Here is a 17,803-nt window from a genome sequence, read left to right on the forward strand (position 1 = left end):
CTCTCTATTATTTTTGCTTATTCACTTATATGTTTGACGATTGAAATACGATAAAAGTTTGAGAGAAAAATGAAACGTTATCACTTTTTGTCTTCTAAAAATTCATATGTATATTTGCTATAGACTTAAAAAGGCATTCCCAAAAGTGGGATATACTTCAAAAGTATGTTTGCTTTATTTGCATATGCCTTCATTTAACGTTTTATCATGAAATTCGCGAGCCAACTTGAAAATTATAAGACAAGAATGAAGCAATGGAAAGACAATTAATGAGAATTATTTCTGGAAATTTTATTATCATACAATATTAAAAAAGTGAGCCCACAAGAGTCCCACTTTTTAATATGATTGGTCTATTTTGTTGAATCATTGACAAACGCTTTTGATATTGCCTTACCAATTACAGCAATCGTACGATTAACCTCTTCCTCAGTATTACCAATTCCACCAATCTCAATAATCATCATTTGCTTTGCTAAATCCTGATTGTATCGCCCATCAACCCCATCACCACTTTTAGAAATAACCCCTTTGGAAATTTTTGGAACGATGGCGTTTAGTGTGGATGATAAACTTTCAGCATAGGCTGTATTCCAGCGGTAATTAGCATGTTCTGCCCCAACAACAATAGCGATTTTCGCATAATTTTCCCCATTATATGAGATCGTTGTAAGATCATGTTTTAATGAGTCACGATGTAAATCAACTATTAAATCATAATTATTTGTTTCTAAATGCTTACTTAAATATGGCCTCATCACATTATAAGATTCATGATAGCCTTTACCTTCTTCTTGTAATTTCTTCATAATATCTACATCAAGAACATCCGTCTTTAAACCATTTACATTAAAATGATTCACAATCTTATCCTTCAGGCTCATAATATTGACCGTTTCATGAGAAGTCGCTACCTTACCACTCACTGCTTTCACCATAGGTTCATATGCTTCATGCGTATGGGTAAATAACACTAACACTTTAAATGGGTCCGGGTCTAGGGCTTGATCTGGTTCAGGTTCTTTCGTTTGTTCCAGTACACTTTGTTCAGCTAAATTGGTAGCAGCAAACACGACTTGCTTATCTTCTGATTGTTTGATCGGAGTCGATGCTTGCTTGTTGAACGGAAGTTGCCCAGCAATGACAGGTAATACGAAAAAGAACAATAATATACCAAATGACCATTGTAGTTTTTTTAGCAAAGTCACACCCTCCTCCCCATATCGTATGGAGGGGGGATGTTAATTAGAACGAAAATAAATTTCTTGTTTTACGCATAAATAAGCGTGTTTTAGAAGGACTACTCTAAGCGTTGTTTCTTCATTATTTTATAAATCACTTGCCCAATTCATTAGCATAGAAGCCACTAATTTTGCATAGCGATCAATCCAATAGTCTGCTTCTTTTGGTGTAACCATCAATTGTGTGTGGGAGCCAGCGAAGGTTTCCTCAAACAGCTGCTGCCGCTCCTCCTTCGTCCATGTCGCCCATTCTCCAAATATAGGTTGTACTAATGTCATATCCAGTTCCTTGTTGATATCTGGTTGCCATGAGGATAATGAAAGCTTCGATGACGGTTTACTGCGTTCAGCCACACGAGCAGCTATCGAACGGAGCATAGTTTCTACCGCATCTGCAATTAGGACAGGTGCATCTACTACGGTAGGGATCCCTATTGCTGTTACGGGAATGCCAAGCATCTCATAGGAAATCTCTTGCCGTTGATTACCTACTCCTGAACCTGGATGTATGCCTGTATCTGTTAATTGAATCGTTTTACAGAGTCGATTACTCGCTCTTGTAGCAAGTGCATCTACTACAATGATTAATTTCGGTTGCAGACGTTCAGCAATAGCAGCCACAAACTCACCTGTTTCGTAGCCTGTTTGTCCTGTTACACCAGGAGCATACATAACGAATTTTTCATCAATGACATCTAAACTATGCAAATGGTCAATTAAATAGGGACCTATTGCATCGGGTGTAATAGTGCGATTTCCTAAACCGACTATTAAAATTTTATCGTCTTCTTGCCAAGAAATTGCGTCATGCATTTTTTTGAAATTTACAAGCAATTCTTGTTCGAGTTGTGCAAAGCCTTCTTGATCTTCTAATGTTAGTGTCGGGACAGAAAGGGTAATATACTGCCCTTCCTTTTTACCAATTTGCTTTTCCCCTTCAGCGTCTACAAGAACATCTGTAATTTTTACTCTACCAGCATTCCGATCTTCAATTTGAATGCCACTTGATTGTTCAAGCTTTTCTTTTTGCTCTTTGGTCTGATGGACAACTACCTCTTCTGATTCATCAATTAAATCTGTTCGTTGCCAATTAAAATTTTGCATACAGTTCACCTCAAGCTGTAGTTTGTTCAAACTGTCAAGTAAATATTCTTTGCATTTATCTATTGCAATTTGGCCAAGCGTTTGTTAAAATGATTTTTGTTGTATTGACACAAGAAATCAATGAGAAGATATCATCTCGTACCTAATTTAGGAGGTGAAATATATGCCAAACATTAAATCTGCGATTAAACGCGTAAAAGTTAACGAAAAAGCTAACATTGCTAATTCTCAAGCTAAATCTGCAATGCGTACTACAGTGAAAAAAGCTGAAAACGCTGTTGCTGCTAACGCTGAAAACAAACAAGAACTTTTACAAGCAGCTTTCAAATCTTTAGATAAAGCAGCTTCAAAAGGACTTATCCACAAAAACGCGGCGGCTCGTAAAAAGTCTCGCCTTGCTAAAAAAGCGTAATTGTTTAAAGGATCAGATACTCTATTAGGAGTAGCTGATCTTTTTAATTTTATAGAGAACATAGAAAGCTGCCCTTATTGGACAGCTTTCTTTTCCTATAGTTGGCGCAATAAAAATAGCTCTAGATAGCGCTCTCGATTTCCACCAGACGATTTAAGCTGTAAATCAACCTCTGCTAATTGATATAATGCCCGGAGCAAATTTTCTTCTGAAGGCCGATGCCGTTGCTCAATCATAAGTTTGACGCGATACGGATGAATTTTTAGATTTTTAGCAATTTGTTGAGGGTGATAACCTTTTTTCAATAAATAAAAAACATTTGACATGGTACGAACATTGGATGCTAGCAAGCCCACTAACATAATAGGTTCTTGTTTTTGTCGCAATAAATCATGATAGATGGACAAGGCTCCGACAGAGTCATTTGCCAAGTATGCGTTAAGCATTTTAAAGGCATCTTGCTCTAATGTCTTTGCCACCAAATCCTCCACTAAAGAAGTTGTAATTTCGCCCCCATCACCTAAATAAAGGGTTAGCTTGTCAATTTCCATCTGTAATTGTAGCATGTTGGCTCCGACCATCGTAACAAGCAATTCAATAGCATCTTGTGTAATGCTATTACCTTGTGTTTTGACAATGCCTTGAATCCATACGGCTAAATCCTGCTCTTTTGGTGTTTCTGCTTGTACAAATAATGCATGCTCTTTCATCATTTTAGTCACTTTTTTGCGTTCATCCAATTTTTCATAAGGGGCAATAAAAACCGTTACGGAAAAATCAGAAGGATTCGACAACCATGTTTCCAATCGTTTCACATCATGATCGATTTTTTCCTTCCCTTTCTCGGTTGCCTTTAAAAACGAAGCATTTTTAGCAATAATAAGCTTACGTTCTGAGAAAAAAGGAATGGTATCTGCTTCATCCATGACCACATCTACTGGTACTTCTTCTAAATCAAATGTGGTCATCTCCAGCTCTTCTTCTGGACCCATTGCCTCTTTTAAACGTTTAATGGTTTCATCTATAAAATAGCTTTCTTCACCAACAAGCAAATATACTGGTGCAAGCTCACCTTTTTTTATTGTATTCCAAACCGTTGAAATCATAATTTCCCCTCCATCTAGCAATACTATTAGTATACATGATTTCATAGTCCTTTGTGTCTTTGACCGAATTGTGTCGATTCCTTTCCAGACGGGGAAATCACCTTTTCGATATAGCTTTTATGACCATGTTGTCTTATAATAAATAACAGAATTGGAGGGATAACAATGAATCCATTTGAAGGAAAAAACATACAATGTCGACGTAACGATGCCATCGATTCTGGTGTTGGCTTCGGTGTATCATTTGGCGTTTTCACGCTTATGTTTATTATTGCAACTATAGTAGAATTTGTATCACAGTAATTGGACTTATGCAGGAAAAGGGCCTTGGTCATTGGACAAGGCCCTTTTCCTTTCCGTTAACGGACCAGCGATTATCACGAATACTTATTTCGATTGATCCATTCACCCCTGTTATCCATGTCACTAAATGTCTACTGACAAATCGTTGTACTACTTCTTCATGTGGATGACCATAACGATTATGGAGACCTGCACTAAAAACCGTTAATTGGGGCTGTAGCAGCTCGACAAAGGCTTCTGTGCTCGATGTCTTACTCCCATGATGCCCTGCCTTTAGTAATGTGAGATTGGCCAATAAAGGTCCATAACGATTGATCAGCTGTTGTTCGCCATATTGCTCCAAATCCCCTGTAAATAACGCTGTAAACGCCTTTTGCTGCATGTACAGGACAAGAGAATCATCATTTCCCTCATAAATGGCGTCAGCAGGCCATAAGTAATAAAAATATGTTTCCCCTACATGCCACGAAGTCCCCTTCATTTTTTCTTTAATAGGAATATGTCGCTTATTGGCTTCTCGTAATAAATCATGCATTAAAGGCTCATACAATGAACCAGGTGTAACGTGTATTTCCTTCATGTTAATCTCTTGTAATACTTCCTCTGCTCCCTCAATATGATCTGCGTCCGCATGAGAAGCAATAAAAATATCGATAGTACGTATACCCTTGCCTTTTAAAAATGGGACGACAACTTGCTTCCCTACCTTATAAGGACTATCTGCTTTCTTCCACAATTCCTGCTCAAAGCGCAATACTCCACCTGTATCTATAACATAGACAGCCCGTCTAAAAGGCAATTCAATGATAATACTGTCTCCTTGTCCTACATTTAAAAAGGTAATCTTTGTTTCGTTATACAACATGGGTGCCAAATGAATCCAAATAGCAGGGATGACAAGGATCAAAATAGCTTTCCTGAATCGTTTTATTTCCAAATAATAGAGGCTCACTAAAACACTTAACATCGCAACGCAGCTCAGCCAAATTGATGGTTTGCCTGGTGTCCATAATTGCCAAGGAAGCTCTTGCATAGAAAAGATTATTTCGGTCAGCCATTTACGCAGTGGTTCATAGCCAGCAAATAGGACATTAGCAAGTGGTAAAGAAAGATAAGATAGTACAAAGGCTATCAAGTTAAAGGGTAATATAACAAAGGAAAACAGTGGAACAAAAACAATATTGACAAAAAACGAGGATAAAGATAATTCATAAAAATGATGGAGTAATAGTGGGTAAACGAGCAGTTGGCACACGAATGTGATAAAAAAAGAACGACCTAGCCAAGTTCTTGTCTGCTTAAAAATAATACCAGAATAAAGAAGACTAACGGTTGCTAAATAGGATAGCTGGAAACCAATCTGGAAAATAACACCTGGCTCAAGCAAAACAAAGCCTATAAAGCTAATAGCTAATGCATCATCGATCGAAAGAACCCACTTAAAAAAGCGCAGTAACATCATCAACTCTACTACAGAAACAGCACGCCATACGGAAGGTGCTCCACCTGCAATAACTCCATAAATCGGTAAGAGGATCAATAGCACGACAGTAGCCATTTCCTTGCGAACTCTGATTCTCAGTAATCCTTCAAAAAAGAGCCAAGACATCAGCGCGACATGTAGCCCAGAAATCGCAAATAAATGGGTAATACCGAGCTTTTGATAGGCACGCTGCAGTTCATCCTCCATCTGATCTTGCACCCCTATTAAAAGTGCTTGAGCCTCTGCTACAAGTGATTTAGGAAAAGTTCTCTCTATATGCTTTTTCATATTGTGTCTTACTTCGGCAAGAATAGTGAAGATGGAGGTTCGTTTTCCTATATAGTTCCAATTTGCGATTTCAACGACGCCTGTTGCTCCTTTGCTCGTTAAATAGGTTGACATGGAAAAAGCATAAGCATGTGCAGCTGGAGAGGGAGTCACAAGTTCACCTTTTGCAGAATACGTCATTCCAGTTAATGAGGTGTTTTCATAAAAATTTTTCTCTTGTTCCGAAGAAAAGGTATAAACCACGTAAAGTTTTTCACCATTTGTTGTTGTAGCAAACCCACGGAGTTTTTGCCCATTTATTTTATAGTCATTTGACCAAGTTATAGGGAAGGTTGACGGTAAAGGAGAAGGTTCCGTCAGATGATTGATAGATAGGAAAAAATAAGTTAGTAGACCACTTGTTAGTACAAAAATTGCAAGAAAACGTGACTCACCTTTTATGGTGAGCCACAGGGCTAGTAGCAATAAAAAAATGAGTAGCCATACTGATTTGTATATCGCCATAGCAGCTATCAGTACAGCAAGAGCTACCATAATCCATCTATGCTTTAAAGCTTGATGCCAAATAATGCACTCACCTTCTGTTCATATGGGAGCAATTTTTCAGCAGAAACCCCACTCTCGCGAAGCTCGTGCAGCATTTCTGTATACAAAGCTAGCTTGTCATCTCGTAAAAAATCAATTTTACGTTCATCAAAGGGTACATGAACTACTTCCACTCCAGCTTTTGCAAATAACTCCTGTGCATAGGGATTATTTTTATAATCCGTTGCATAATACACACGTTCTATGCCAGCTTGAATGATAGATTTTGTACATGGTAAACATGGGAAATGTGTTACATACAAATCAGCACCTTTTGTCGGTGTTCCATATTTAGCACATTGCAGTAAGGCATTCATTTCAGCATGCACGGTACGGACGCAATGATTATCAACCACATAGCATCCTTTTTCGATACAATGCTCGTCCCCTGTAATGGAACCGTTATAACCACCTGCAATGATGCGTTTGTCCCGTACAACAGTTGCTCCTACAGCTAGTCTTGTACATGTACTGCGTAATGCGAGTAAATGGCTTTGTGCCATAAAAAATTGATCCCAAGTAATTCGCTCCATATGACTACCTCCAAAAATTGTCTAACAAATTAACTTTCTCTTGCTTTTCTACTATAGTGTAGCCCTTTTAGAAAAGGGACGTCAATATACCATCATGTAAAAGCATTACTTTACGGTAATTGCATCCTTTAGCTTCTCAAATGTTTTATCACCAATACCACTAACATTTTTTAAGTCATCTATGGTTTGAAACTGCCCATTTTCCTCTCGATACGTTAGGATACTTTGTGCTTTAGAAGGACCGATTCCTGGCAATGTTGCTAACGTTGCTACATCAGCTTTATTAATATTAATCTTTTGCTCCTTATTCGTCTCAGTAGGTAGCGTTAACAGAGAAGAGGCTCCTTCCTCTAGCTGTTCGCCCTTGATAGGAATATAGATTACCATTTCATCCTGTACCTTTTGGGCATGATTGATAAATTGTGTGTCAGCGTTCTCTGTATAGCCTCCAGCAAGCTGTACAACATCTTTTATACGTTGGTCTTGCTCAAGTTCATAAACGCCTGGATACATTACCGCACCCTTTATTTCCACAAATAGCTGCTGCATAACCGCTTCCTCAGCAGATTCACTCAAATTTTTTTCTTCAATAGGTTGGATTGTTTCGATGAGCTCTTCTTGGGGAGATGAAGAGTCAGAACTCGAAAAATAGAAGTAACAAAGTCCACTGACGACTAGTATGCTGGGGAATAACATACTTTTTTTGTACTTTTGCCATAAAGATTGTAGCACAGTATCATCCTTTCCTTGCGAAAGGTCATCATATGGAGTTATATATATCTTACACTATGGATGGGTGGTTGAAAATGATAAAAAATCGTCAGGAGTTTAGATTTTTTATCCTTCTATACAGGTTTTATCCGACAATTTAGCCTCTTTATCCGCCTATTCAAGTTTTCTATCCGCTACTTTAACCTTTCTATCCATCAAAAAAGCCACACTGCCAATTACACAGTGTAGCTCCCTTTTCTTTATTTCACTGCACGAATAAAAATGCGTTCACTTTCCTCATCAGGTGCCTCATCTGTAAAGTCTGCTGTAATTTCCACATGACTAAAACCGATGGCACGCAACCAAGCCATATACTGCTCGATAGTGTAAGTACGTTGCACGTGCTCCTCATCAAAGCGTTCATATAATTCACTTGCGTCATCTCGTACATAAAAGGTCATTTGATGAATAACCGAATGTTCAAAGTCGGCAGGCTCCGTATGCCATATATAACTAATGTCACCATCATCATATGTGAACGGACCATCTAAAAAAATCTCATTCATTTTAAATAACGAATGAACATCAAAAAACAGCTGACCTCCATCACGCAACGCCGTATAGATACGTTCTAATGTCGTATAAATAGAGTGCTCCTCTACCACATAATTCAAGGAATCAATTGTGATTGTGACAACATCGATTTCCTCAAAGCCATCTAGTTCGACCATAGACATACAGTATAATGGTGCATGGTAGCCTGCACCAGCAAAGCGTTCTGCGGCAATGGACAGCATCTCTTCTGATAAATCGATTCCACTGACTTGATAACCAGACTTTGCAAATAACAAGCTAAGTACACCAGTGCCACAACCAATATCCAACAGTTTTGGGTACTGGCTGCTTGGTGCATGCTGTACAACCCAATCTACATAAAGATTGTAAGGAATATCCGTTTGCAGCTCATCATAGACATGAGCAAAGCGTTCGTAACTCACTTAGGCCTCTGGCATGTCTAGTTGCGGTGCATCGCCCCAAAGACGCTCTAAATTATAATAAGCACGCTCATCCTTATGGAATACATGTGCCACAACATCGCCTAGGTCAACTAGTACCCAACGAGCTCCATCAAATCCTTCGACACGGCGAATTTCATAGCCTTGTTGTTCAGCTACATCCTGTAATTCGCGTGCAATGGCTTGCACTTGGCGATCTGAGTTACCATGAGCAATGATAAAATAATCTGCTAAAAGGGAAATTCCTTGCATATTTAAAACGACAATATCCTCACCATGTTTGTCGTCAATTGCTTTGTACGCTGCTTGTAATAAAGTTGAAGTCATCCTTCACTATCCTCTCTGTTCATCATATCGTTATAACATTCTATAGATAAAGGATAAATCGGCTGCTTTGTGTCAATTAAAAATGCCAAAGTATGGCGTACACATGCACTCATCGCCTTATCCAAATTTTTTTGTGCTTTTTTGCGCAGACGATCAACTCCATCAAATCGACGGTTCGGTTCAATCATATCTGCGACAAAAATAATTTTTTCTAAACGGCTCATATTAGCCCGCCCAGTTGTATGGAAACGAATAGCATTCAACAGCTCTTCGTCTGTGATACCAAACTCACTTTGTGCTATATATGCACCTACTGGACCATGTAGTAATTCACTACCCCATCCAATTAGTCTTTCATCTAATTTTTCATCACGAACGATATTTTCCATCCACTTAATATCAGCATATTTAGCAATATCATGGAGGATAGCTGCTGTTTCAGCTTTTTTTACGTCCTCGCCATATTTATGAGCTAGGTTGATGGCAGTTTCCATCACTCCGACTGTATGAATATAACGTTTTTCAGGCAGTCTTGGCTTAATCGCCGCTAAATACTGTTCGCGTTCCATAAAGACCTTCCTCTCGTATGAACGTCTCTACAGCTTCTGGTAGTAGAAATGTCACCGTTCCTCCTGTAGCCAGGCGTTCACGAATCAGTGTGGACGATAAATCGATTTGAGGTATTTCCACCATACGTATAGGGTACTCTGTTGCCGCGGCTGTCCCTGGACGCTTTACTCCGACAAACTGAACAAGTTTCACTAAATCATCTATACAATGCCATGTATGTAGCGAATCAATCATATCGCCACCGATGATAAAGTAAAATTTCACATTCGGCTCTCTTCTACACAATGCAGAAAGTGTCTCATAGGAATAGGATACGCCACCCTTCTCAAGCTCATACGACTCTACTGAAAAATAAGGAAATGGACGAATCGCACGTTTTACCATTTCAAGTCGCTCAACATTACTAGCATCAAAACGTGCATGCTTATGTGGTGGGATGGCATTAGGCATAAAGCGGATTTCATCAAGTTCTAGCGCATGAAAAACTTCATTTGCCATTAAAAGATGACCCATATGTGGTGGGTTAAATGTACCTCCAAGTAAACCGACCCTTTTCATCGTCTCACCTTATTTCGTTACTTTTGGTAATACAATCTTTTTATGATTGCGGGACTCTTTATATAAAACAACTGTCAGACCGATTAATTGGACAAGCTCCGCATGAGCGCCTTTGGCTAATGCTTCAGCGACTTCATGTTTATCATCTTCACAGTTATCTAAAATACGTACTTTAATCAATTCACGTACTTCTAATGCCTCGCGAATTTGCTTTGTCATTTCATCATTAACGCCACCTTTTCCCACTTGGAAAATCGGTGTTAAATGGTGTGCTTCTGCACGTAAAAAACGTTTCTGTTTACCTGTTAACATAAAAATTAGTTTCCTCCTAATTGCGCCTTCAGTTGCGCAATCATTGAATTTGTATTTGGATAGTCTCCTAACCAGTGTTCAAAAGCGATGGCTCCTTGATGGACAAACATTCCTAAGCCAGTGACAATCGTTGCTCCTTTTTCTTCAGCCGCTTGTAAAAAAGGCGTCATTAATGGATTATACACAATATCCGCAACAATTGCTTCTTTCATCAGCCGATCTAATGAAAATGGCATTGAAAAATTACCCGTGGAAAGGCCAGCTGATGTCATTTGCACAATAATACTGAAATCAGCTAGCGTTTCTTCCGCTTGTTGTAATGAAATGGCACGTCCCATACCCATTTCATCAATAATCATTTGTGCATTCGTCACCGTACGATTGGCGATGGTTACATGACGATAGCCTTGTTGCTGCATAGCAAAGGCAATGCCTCGAGCAGCACCTCCAGCACCAACAAGTAATACAGGCTTGTCTTTATGAGAAACCCCAACGGCTTCTTCAAGTGATCGAACAAATCCAATACCATCTGTATTATAGCCTTTTAGCTTTCCTTCTGTTGTTCGTACGACTGTATTCACTGCGCCCATTTTTTGTGCCAGCTCATCTAGCTCGTCTAGATACGGAATGATTGCTGTTTTATGAGGAATGGTCACGTTCCAGCCACTTGCCCCTAATGTCTTCAAACCAGCAACAGCAGATTCTAATTGATCAGGCGTAACATGTAAAGGAATATATGTCGCATCAATTGACATGTCCTCAAACCAAGCATTGTGCATGGCAGGTGATTTTGAATGTTCAATTGGATCACCCATAACTGCAAACCATTTCTTCATTTTTAGTCCCTCTCTCTACTATGTCCTCCATTTAGATCAGCGAAGGACGAATTGAAACTTGTACACCTTTTGGTGCGTAAGCTGCTACTACTACATTCGCATGTTGAACGGTAATCCAGCCAAGCCCAGAAAATACAACATCTGTTTTCGCTTCTTTGATGGAAAATTCGTGACGAACCAATGGCGGTAACTGGTCGATAAAGTCCGCAGTTGGGGGTGCCAATAATTCTCCTTTATGCTCTTCATATAACGCATCTGCCTTCTCAAGCTTTGTACGATGAATTGGTAAATCATTTGCCACATGGATTGTAAAGGCAGAACGGTCACCCTGAATAAAATCAAATCTTGCCAATGCACCAATAAATAGAGTTTGCCCTGCATTTTGTTGATAGACTTTCGGCTTAATTTCTTTTTTCGGCATAATATATTTTAATTCACTGGAATCAATATGATGAGCCATTTGATGATGATTAATAATACCTGGCGTATCATATAATGCACTACCATCATCCAATGGAATATCAATCATGTCTAAAGTAGTACCTGGGAAGTGTGAGGTTGTAATCACTTCACCCTCACCTGTTGCCTGCTTAATAATTCGGTTAATGAACGTAGATTTCCCAACATTTGTACAGCCAACAACATATACATTTTGTCCTTTACGATATTCATCGATGGCTTCCATTGCTTCTGCCATCCCTTTGCCTTTATGGGCACTGACTAATAGGACATCGACAGGCTGTAGTCCAAGAGCCTTTGCTTCACGTTTCAGCCAGTTGATAACTTTTTTGGGCTTCACTGACTTTGGTAATAAATCAGCTTTGTTGGCAATCAATAGGACAGGATTCTTCCCTACAAAACGATGAAGCCCTGGTAGCCAGCTTCCATTAAAATCAAATATATCAACAATTTTTACGATTAAGCCTTGCTGTGTACCAAGACCATTTAAAATACGTAAAAAATCGTCATCTGTTAACGATACTGGTTGAATTTCATTGTAATTTTTCAAACGGAAGCAACGCTGGCAAATGACCACATCCTTTTCTAATGATGATGGGGGTGCATACCCAACTGCTGTTTTATCTTCTGTTTGAATTGTTGTACCACAGCCAATACAATTTGGCATTTCAATCATTCTTGTTCCTCCCAAGTTATAATTCCTTTTCGTTTCAAATCATTAAATACGCGACGTTCAATAAAACGATTCAATTTTGTTACAAGCCCATCTGATTGTGCAACAGGCTTCACGAGCACTGTGTGTAAGCCTAAGCGATTTGCTCCCATAACATCCGTAAGGAGTTGATCTCCTACCATTACTACTTCATTTGGACGCAAGCCTAGTTGAATCAGTGCATTATAAAAAGCATTACGAAGTGGCTTTTTCGCCTTGTGAATATAAGGGATACCTAACGGCTCAGCAAAATGCTTTACACGAGCTTCATTGTTGTTTGACGCAATAATAACACGAATACCTGATTCTTTCATAATGCGTAACCATATGATTAGCTCTTCTGTTGCATCTGGACGATCCCATTCAACAAGCGTATTATCTAAATCCGTAATGATTCCTCTAATCCCTAATTCCTGTAACTTTTCCGGCGTAATTTCAAAAATATTCGTCACAAATTCGTTCGGTAATAAAAAATTATACAAAATAGCGACCCCTAATCTTAACGTATTATTCGACCATTATAGCATATTTGCAAAGGCTTCACCCATTCGAATTGGGCTTCCTTTTACAACATTATCCGTAAATTTAATTGTATCCTTTTCAAACAGCATCACAACAGTAGAACCAAATGAGAAATAACCAACTTCTTGCCCTTTCTGCCATTTCGTTGTTGTATTGGTAAGCACAATGGAATTCACAAAGGTCGCACCTACTTTGATCAATGCAACATGCTGATTATTTGCTGTTTTCAGCTCAGTCACTAAACGATAATTATGAGAAATTGGTTTTTTACCGTATGTAAGACCTAACTGATTCACAGGATAAGATTTCTGACCAAGTGTATATTGTCGTAAGACTTCTCCATCTATCGGGCTATGGATACGATGGTAATCAGCCGGACTTAAATAAAAAACGATATAATGTCCGTCTGCATATTGTGCAGCTCGTTCTGTATTGCCAAGTAAATCTTGTAATGCATAAGGCTTACCCTTCACAAGAAATGTCATATCCCATTCAATACGTCCAAAGGACTCCACTTTTGCATCTACTGGGCTGGCATATACAGTTGGATTTTTTTCAATAGGGCGAGCTTCTTCAATAAGTTCTCTTGTAAAAAAATCATGTAAACACGAAAATTGTTGTTGTTTTTTTGAAACTTCTTCAAGGTTAATATCGTATAACTTCATGTAGCTTGGAATTATACGTTTACTCCACTTCGCTTTTGCAATTGTTTGCAAAAGATGGGAAGATTGCTTACCATTCGTTAGTTCTATCAAGCGTTGATATAGTTTTTCTTTCATACAGTAAAACCCCTATCCATTAATTTAGACTGTCAATTTTTTCGCATTCGAAGTATAATGGTACAATATCTTAAGTGCAAAGGAGTGATCCCCCTTGTTTTTTTATCACAAGTTGGTGGATACCACGGTTAAGAAAATGAAATCGCACGCAGCTAACTTCATAACAATTAGTAATATGTCCTTTGGAGGCGCGGCTATTATGGCCACTCTACATGAATACTATAGCTATAGTGTCTTGTTTATCTTTATAGCAGCTCTTCTTGATCGCTACGATGGTAAGGTAGCGAGAGCGCTCGGACAAGTGTCAGAATTAGGTAAACAATTAGATTCTATGAGTGATATTATATCATTTGGTGTGGCGCCTGCATTATTAATGTATGAAGTTGTTCTAGTTGATTTTGGTTTTGTCGGCATGATGATGGCCGTATTATTTATCGTCTGTGGCGCTATGCGTTTAGCTCGCTTCAATATTAGCGAAGCGAACGGTTATTTCACAGGTTTACCAATTACAGCCGCAGGTACGTTCTTAACTTTAACGTATTTCGCAGCTTATACGTTCCATCCGGCATTTTATCTTTTCCTTTTCCCCATTTTAGCTTTACTCATGATTAGTACATTTACGTTAAAAAAAGTGTAACAGCACATTTGCTGTTGCACTTTTTTCATTTCCCACTGCTTTTAAACATATACTGTCGAAAAATGGGGAAAGGATGAAATCATTCAATGAGCGGAATTTTTACATCGATGTTGCAGTTATGGCTTGAAATCCCTGCATTGCTTGGCTATTTAAAGGGGCAAACATTCCATAAACCCTTTTCAAAAGAAGAGGAAGCTGCTTGTATTGAACGATTTTTAGGTGGCGATGAGCAAGCACGTCTTGATCTAATAGAACGTAATATGAGGCTTGTCGCGCATGTCGTTAAAAAATTCCATCCAAAACATGAGCAACTCGATGATTATATTTCCATTGGAACAATTGGACTAATGAAAGCCGTTGAGAGCTATACCCCTGATAAAAAAACTCGACTTGCCACATATGCAGCTCGTTGCATTGAAAATGAGATTTTAATGCATCTACGCACCCAAAAGAAAGTGCAAAAAGACGTTTCGCTATTTGAGCCGATTGGAACTGATAAAGATGGGAACGCACTGCAAATTCGTGATTTACTTCAGTGTGATGAAGAAAGTGCCACAGAGAAGCTAGAGCATAAAGAGCATGTAGCACAACTATACCACTATTTGCATATGCTCGATGAACGTGAGCTCGAAATTGTGACACTCCGTTATGGATTAAATCAACAGGATGCACTTACGCAAAAGGAAATTGCAGCACGCTTAAATATTTCACGTAGCTATGTATCTCGCATTGAAAAACGGGCACTTATTAAACTCTATCAACTATATAAACGAGACCAAAAAACTATTGAATAATATATTGTAAAATGGTTATGAAAAAAATTCAATCCTTCAATGGCGGAAGAATATGCCTATTTTATGGCATATAAAAAGCTCCCCTGCAACATGACTATGTCGCAAGGGAGCTTTCCCGTCATACTAATGTGCTGATTCAGAGAGTTCTGCTGAAATCAACGTACCTATTAAAGTTGTAATAATGACTACACCTGCTGTTAAAAATAACATCATGAAAGCCTCCCATTCTATTATGAAGAGATTTATTAATGTCAGTGTAGCATTTGTTTTTTGTATTAACTGTGATTTTTCTCACAGAATAAACCACACATTTTGACCATTCTGTGTAGTTTATAGTGAGGAAATTGCTTTTAATACGACTTGTGTCGAATGTTTTGCAGCAACTGGTAAAAATTCATCGAAGCTAATATTCGATTCTTTACCTGCAATATCTGATAATGCACGAATGACTACAAAAGGTGTAGCAAATTGATAACAAACTTGTGCAACTGCGGCTGCTTCCATCTCTACAGCTTTCATTTGAGGGAAATGACGACGAACAGCCTCTACACGTTCAGGATCATTCATAAAAGCATCTCCAGAGCAAATTAAACCAACGCCATACTGGTGCTCTCCAACTGCCTTCACAGCCTCCTCAGCTACCTTCATCAATTTCTCATCTGATTTATAGGCTGCTGGCATACCAGCCATTTGTCCAATTTCATAGCCAAAGATTGTGACATCTACATCGTGGTGACGAACTTCATCAGAAATAACGATAGCGCCTACCTCAAGAGCTTCATCATATCCACCTGCAGAGCCTGTATTAATGACAACATCTGGTTTAAACTCATGTAAAAGAATTGTCGTAGACATAGCAGCATTTACTTTACCAATACCGCTTTTTAATAATACGACTTCCTTCCCTTCAAAAGTTCCTGTTGTATACTCACTACCCGCAATCGTTGTGCTGTGTGCATTGTCTAATGCTGCTCTTAGAAGCTCCACTTCCTCTTCCATTGCGCCAATTACTGCAATTTTCATGTACTGTTACTTCCCTTCTTTTATCAACTCTATTAAAAATAATCAAAAGAGTAATTTTCGTCAATAGGCGCCTTCTAATGTATTTAGTTGCTCTAGCTTCACAGGCTTCCAACCTTCATTATCAACCCATTCCATGCTTACACGATACATTTGAGATTTATCATTTGTAGAAACAGTAGCAATGGATGAATTAGGACCACCATTATTTTGCATACGCCAGATAATCATATTGCTTTGGTCAATACCTGTCACAGTAGATACTGTTGCTACTTTCTCAGCCCAGTCTACAGACTTGTCGTCATATGAAGACACATGCTGACCTGTTTGAGTTGTAGGTGTTGGCTGCCAATTTTTATTCGTGATAACCTTTTCAACAATAGGATTATCTGATGCTGATTCTTCTGCTGTGCCTTGTTCTTGCTGGGATGTCTCAGGTTCCGACTCTTCCTCTGAAGGTTTATCTTCTTCTACAGCGAGATCTTCTTTTTCTTCATCCGTCGGTTCTTTCTCTACTTCTTTTTCATCATCACCGCTCTGTTCTTCTTGAGCTGGATCCTCTTTCACTGCTTGATCTGCATCATCTTGCCATTTAAACACATAGGTTGCTGTGATAATAATGAGTACAACCACAACACCAATTAAAACATTCAATAGTTTATCTAGCTTTTTATTACGAGATGGCTGCAAATGACGACCACTTCGAGTTTGTCGTTCACTCATAATGTCTCCCCCTCTCTAGGCAATATTCTATCAAGTTCGACAGCACTTGCAAAATAATTCTACTCATTATTTTACTACATAGTTTTCACGCTAAAAATGGTACAAGCAGTCAGCCAAAGGCTAACTGCTTGTACATATACATATTATTTAATTGAGAGAATTTTCACTTTCATTTCGCCGCCAGGTGTTTGAACAACAACCTCTTCACCTTCAGCACGACCAAGTAAACCTTTTGCAATTGGTGATTCATTCGAAATACGGAATTCCATAGGATCTGCCTCAGCAGAACCAACAATTGTATAAGATTCTTCATCTGTTGATGGCTTACCATTGATGATTTCTACAAATGTAACCGTTTTCCCTAGTGATACTACACTGTTATCTGTCTCGTCTTCAGAAATAATCACTGCATTACGAATCATTGATTTTAATGTTGAAATACGACCTTCTAAAAAGGCTTGTTCTTCTTTTGCAGAATCGTACTCAGCGTTTTCAGAAAGATCTCCAAAATCACGTGCTATTTTAATACGTTCAACGATTTCTTTACGTGTTTCAGTTTCTAATTTTACTAATTCTTCTTCTAATTTACGTTTTCCCTCAGCTGTCATAGGGTACTGTTTTTCATTTGCCAAAGTCCTTCACTCCTTGTTTCTTCAATATAAAAACATAAAACTCGACTAAATGCATGTGAGATGCACTTAATCGAATTTTATTATTTTTAAACGTTTTCAAATTACGCTTTGACCTAATAGTATGCATGCTTTTTCAAAAT

Annotated in this window: 22 protein-coding genes; 4 read left to right on the forward strand and 18 right to left on the reverse strand. The window is 38.5% G+C overall.

What is annotated here, in order from left to right; translation table 11 throughout:
- Nucleotides 1-353 precede the first annotated feature (353 nt).
- Nucleotides 354-1,208, reverse strand: coding sequence for a stage II sporulation protein P (spoIIP, locus tag PSR12_RS15925; protein WP_225340378.1), 855 nt, complete (start codon nt 1,206-1,208; stop codon nt 354-356).
- Between the two features lie 120 nt (nt 1,209-1,328).
- Nucleotides 1,329-2,345, reverse strand: coding sequence for a GPR endopeptidase (gpr, locus tag PSR12_RS15930; protein ID WP_274769704.1), 1,017 nt, complete (start codon nt 2,343-2,345; stop codon nt 1,329-1,331).
- Between the two features lie 163 nt (nt 2,346-2,508).
- Between gpr and rpsT the strand changes: the two genes are divergently transcribed.
- Nucleotides 2,509-2,757, forward strand: coding sequence for a 30S ribosomal protein S20 (gene rpsT / locus PSR12_RS15935; protein WP_004226906.1), 249 nt, complete (start codon nt 2,509-2,511; stop codon nt 2,755-2,757).
- 95 nt (nt 2,758-2,852) lie between these two features.
- Here rpsT and holA read toward each other — a convergent pair whose 3' ends face one another.
- A complete protein-coding gene (gene holA / locus PSR12_RS15940) occupies nt 2,853-3,863 on the reverse strand; it encodes a DNA polymerase III subunit delta (protein ID WP_274769706.1) in 1,011 nt (336 codons plus the stop codon).
- Between the two features lie 165 nt (nt 3,864-4,028).
- Between holA and PSR12_RS15945 the strand changes: the two genes are divergently transcribed.
- The gene (locus tag PSR12_RS15945; protein WP_004226902.1) at nt 4,029-4,166 is read left to right on the forward strand and encodes a YqzM family protein; all 138 of its coding nucleotides are present in this window, start codon (nt 4,029-4,031) and stop codon (nt 4,164-4,166) included.
- 28 nt (nt 4,167-4,194) lie between these two features.
- Here PSR12_RS15945 and PSR12_RS15950 read toward each other — a convergent pair whose 3' ends face one another.
- From PSR12_RS15950 to PSR12_RS16005, 12 genes are all read right to left on the reverse strand, one after another.
- Nucleotides 4,195-6,471: a DNA internalization-related competence protein ComEC/Rec2 gene (locus tag PSR12_RS15950; protein ID WP_274769708.1), complete on the reverse strand. Its 2,277-nt coding sequence runs from the start codon at nt 6,469-6,471 to the stop codon at nt 4,195-4,197.
- 14 nt (nt 6,472-6,485) lie between these two features.
- The gene (locus PSR12_RS15955) at nt 6,486-7,055 is read right to left on the reverse strand and encodes a ComE operon protein 2 (RefSeq protein WP_004226897.1); all 570 of its coding nucleotides are present in this window, start codon (nt 7,053-7,055) and stop codon (nt 6,486-6,488) included.
- A gap of 105 nt (nt 7,056-7,160) precedes the next feature.
- The gene (locus tag PSR12_RS15960; protein WP_274769709.1) at nt 7,161-7,787 is read right to left on the reverse strand and encodes a helix-hairpin-helix domain-containing protein; all 627 of its coding nucleotides are present in this window, start codon (nt 7,785-7,787) and stop codon (nt 7,161-7,163) included.
- A gap of 239 nt (nt 7,788-8,026) precedes the next feature.
- Complete coding sequence (locus tag PSR12_RS15965) at nt 8,027-8,764, reverse strand: class I SAM-dependent DNA methyltransferase (RefSeq protein WP_274769710.1); 738 nt, start codon at nt 8,762-8,764, stop codon at nt 8,027-8,029.
- Complete coding sequence (gene rsfS / locus PSR12_RS15970; RefSeq protein WP_004226890.1) at nt 8,765-9,109, reverse strand: ribosome silencing factor; 345 nt, start codon at nt 9,107-9,109, stop codon at nt 8,765-8,767.
- Nucleotides 9,106-9,678 carry a bis(5'-nucleosyl)-tetraphosphatase (symmetrical) YqeK gene (yqeK, locus tag PSR12_RS15975; RefSeq protein WP_221680001.1) on the reverse strand — a complete coding sequence of 191 codons (573 nt, stop codon included), beginning with the start codon at nt 9,676-9,678 and terminating at the stop codon, nt 9,106-9,108. Before yqeK ends, rsfS begins: the two co-directional genes overlap by 4 nt.
- Nucleotides 9,647-10,237 (reverse strand): nicotinate-nucleotide adenylyltransferase, encoded by a 591-nt coding sequence (locus PSR12_RS15980; protein ID WP_221679999.1) that lies wholly within the window; start codon nt 10,235-10,237, stop codon nt 9,647-9,649. Before PSR12_RS15980 ends, yqeK begins: the two co-directional genes overlap by 32 nt.
- A gap of 9 nt (nt 10,238-10,246) precedes the next feature.
- The gene (gene yhbY / locus PSR12_RS15985) at nt 10,247-10,549 is read right to left on the reverse strand and encodes a ribosome assembly RNA-binding protein YhbY (protein ID WP_004226882.1); all 303 of its coding nucleotides are present in this window, start codon (nt 10,547-10,549) and stop codon (nt 10,247-10,249) included.
- 5 nt (nt 10,550-10,554) lie between these two features.
- Complete coding sequence (gene aroE / locus PSR12_RS15990) at nt 10,555-11,385, reverse strand: shikimate dehydrogenase (RefSeq protein WP_274769712.1); 831 nt, start codon at nt 11,383-11,385, stop codon at nt 10,555-10,557.
- A 31-nt stretch (nt 11,386-11,416) separates the two neighbouring features.
- Nucleotides 11,417-12,520, reverse strand: a complete 1,104-nt coding sequence (yqeH, locus tag PSR12_RS15995; protein ID WP_004226877.1) for a ribosome biogenesis GTPase YqeH — start codon at nt 12,518-12,520, stop codon at nt 11,417-11,419.
- Nucleotides 12,517-13,038, reverse strand: coding sequence for a YqeG family HAD IIIA-type phosphatase (locus tag PSR12_RS16000; RefSeq protein ID WP_058844216.1), 522 nt, complete (start codon nt 13,036-13,038; stop codon nt 12,517-12,519). The genes yqeH and PSR12_RS16000 overlap by 4 nt, the downstream gene beginning before the upstream one ends.
- Before the next feature lie 36 nt (nt 13,039-13,074).
- Complete coding sequence (locus PSR12_RS16005) at nt 13,075-13,857, reverse strand: phosphatidylserine decarboxylase (protein ID WP_221679993.1); 783 nt, start codon at nt 13,855-13,857, stop codon at nt 13,075-13,077.
- Nucleotides 13,858-13,993: 136 nt separating this feature from the next.
- Between PSR12_RS16005 and pssA the strand changes: the two genes are divergently transcribed.
- Together pssA and sigK are read left to right on the forward strand one after the other, a co-directional pair.
- A complete protein-coding gene (gene pssA, locus PSR12_RS16010) occupies nt 13,994-14,494 on the forward strand; it encodes a CDP-diacylglycerol--serine O-phosphatidyltransferase (RefSeq protein WP_048392670.1) in 501 nt (166 codons plus the stop codon).
- Nucleotides 14,495-14,580: 86 nt separating this feature from the next.
- Nucleotides 14,581-15,288 (forward strand): RNA polymerase sporulation sigma factor SigK, encoded by a 708-nt coding sequence (gene sigK / locus PSR12_RS16015; RefSeq protein ID WP_004226867.1) that lies wholly within the window; start codon nt 14,581-14,583, stop codon nt 15,286-15,288.
- Between the two features lie 330 nt (nt 15,289-15,618).
- Here the strand turns inward: sigK and mtnN are convergent, their stop codons facing one another.
- The 3 genes from mtnN to greA all read right to left on the reverse strand — a co-directional run bounded on the left by mtnN (nt 15,619) and on the right by greA (nt 17,663).
- A complete protein-coding gene (gene mtnN / locus PSR12_RS16020; protein ID WP_221679991.1) occupies nt 15,619-16,311 on the reverse strand; it encodes a 5'-methylthioadenosine/S-adenosylhomocysteine nucleosidase in 693 nt (230 codons plus the stop codon).
- Between the two features lie 60 nt (nt 16,312-16,371).
- Complete coding sequence (locus tag PSR12_RS16025) at nt 16,372-17,031, reverse strand: YrrS family protein (protein WP_221679989.1); 660 nt, start codon at nt 17,029-17,031, stop codon at nt 16,372-16,374.
- Between the two features lie 143 nt (nt 17,032-17,174).
- Nucleotides 17,175-17,663 (reverse strand): transcription elongation factor GreA, encoded by a 489-nt coding sequence (gene greA, locus PSR12_RS16030; RefSeq protein ID WP_004226860.1) that lies wholly within the window; start codon nt 17,661-17,663, stop codon nt 17,175-17,177.
- Nucleotides 17,664-17,803 lie beyond the last annotated feature (140 nt).

It is taken from the genome of Lysinibacillus sp. G01H, from assembly GCF_028872195.1.
Lineage (GTDB): Bacteria > Bacillota > Bacilli > Bacillales_A > Planococcaceae > Lysinibacillus > Lysinibacillus capsici.

What these genes read in the sequence shown, in the direction of transcription:
- rsfS (WP_004226890.1), bottom strand. Translation starts at nt 9,109, where the DNA reads ATGACTTCAACTTTATTACAAGCAGCGTACAAAGCAATTGACGACAAA.
- PSR12_RS15955 (WP_004226897.1), bottom strand. Translation starts at nt 7,055, where the DNA reads ATGGAGCGAATTACTTGGGATCAATTTTTTATGGCACAAAGCCATTTA.
- holA (WP_274769706.1), bottom strand. Translation starts at nt 3,863, where the DNA reads ATGATTTCAACGGTTTGGAATACAATAAAAAAAGGTGAGCTTGCACCA.
- yqeK (WP_221680001.1), bottom strand. Translation starts at nt 9,678, where the DNA reads ATGGAACGCGAACAGTATTTAGCGGCGATTAAGCCAAGACTGCCTGAA.
- rpsT (WP_004226906.1), top strand. Translation starts at nt 2,509, where the DNA reads ATGCCAAACATTAAATCTGCGATTAAACGCGTAAAAGTTAACGAAAAA.
- PSR12_RS15950 (WP_274769708.1), bottom strand. Translation starts at nt 6,471, where the DNA reads ATGGTAGCTCTTGCTGTACTGATAGCTGCTATGGCGATATACAAATCA.
- yqeH (WP_004226877.1), bottom strand. Translation starts at nt 12,520, where the DNA reads ATGATTGAAATGCCAAATTGTATTGGCTGTGGTACAACAATTCAAACA.
- yhbY (WP_004226882.1), bottom strand. Translation starts at nt 10,549, where the DNA reads ATGTTAACAGGTAAACAGAAACGTTTTTTACGTGCAGAAGCACACCAT.
- aroE (WP_274769712.1), bottom strand. Translation starts at nt 11,385, where the DNA reads ATGAAGAAATGGTTTGCAGTTATGGGTGATCCAATTGAACATTCAAAA.
- PSR12_RS15945 (WP_004226902.1), top strand. Translation starts at nt 4,029, where the DNA reads ATGAATCCATTTGAAGGAAAAAACATACAATGTCGACGTAACGATGCC.
- pssA (WP_048392670.1), top strand. Translation starts at nt 13,994, where the DNA reads ATGAAATCGCACGCAGCTAACTTCATAACAATTAGTAATATGTCCTTT.
- mtnN (WP_221679991.1), bottom strand. Translation starts at nt 16,311, where the DNA reads ATGAAAATTGCAGTAATTGGCGCAATGGAAGAGGAAGTGGAGCTTCTA.
- gpr (WP_274769704.1), bottom strand. Translation starts at nt 2,345, where the DNA reads ATGCAAAATTTTAATTGGCAACGAACAGATTTAATTGATGAATCAGAA.
- PSR12_RS15980 (WP_221679999.1), bottom strand. Translation starts at nt 10,237, where the DNA reads ATGAAAAGGGTCGGTTTACTTGGAGGTACATTTAACCCACCACATATG.
- sigK (WP_004226867.1), top strand. Translation starts at nt 14,581, where the DNA reads ATGAGCGGAATTTTTACATCGATGTTGCAGTTATGGCTTGAAATCCCT.
- PSR12_RS16025 (WP_221679989.1), bottom strand. Translation starts at nt 17,031, where the DNA reads ATGAGTGAACGACAAACTCGAAGTGGTCGTCATTTGCAGCCATCTCGT.
- PSR12_RS16005 (WP_221679993.1), bottom strand. Translation starts at nt 13,857, where the DNA reads ATGAAAGAAAAACTATATCAACGCTTGATAGAACTAACGAATGGTAAG.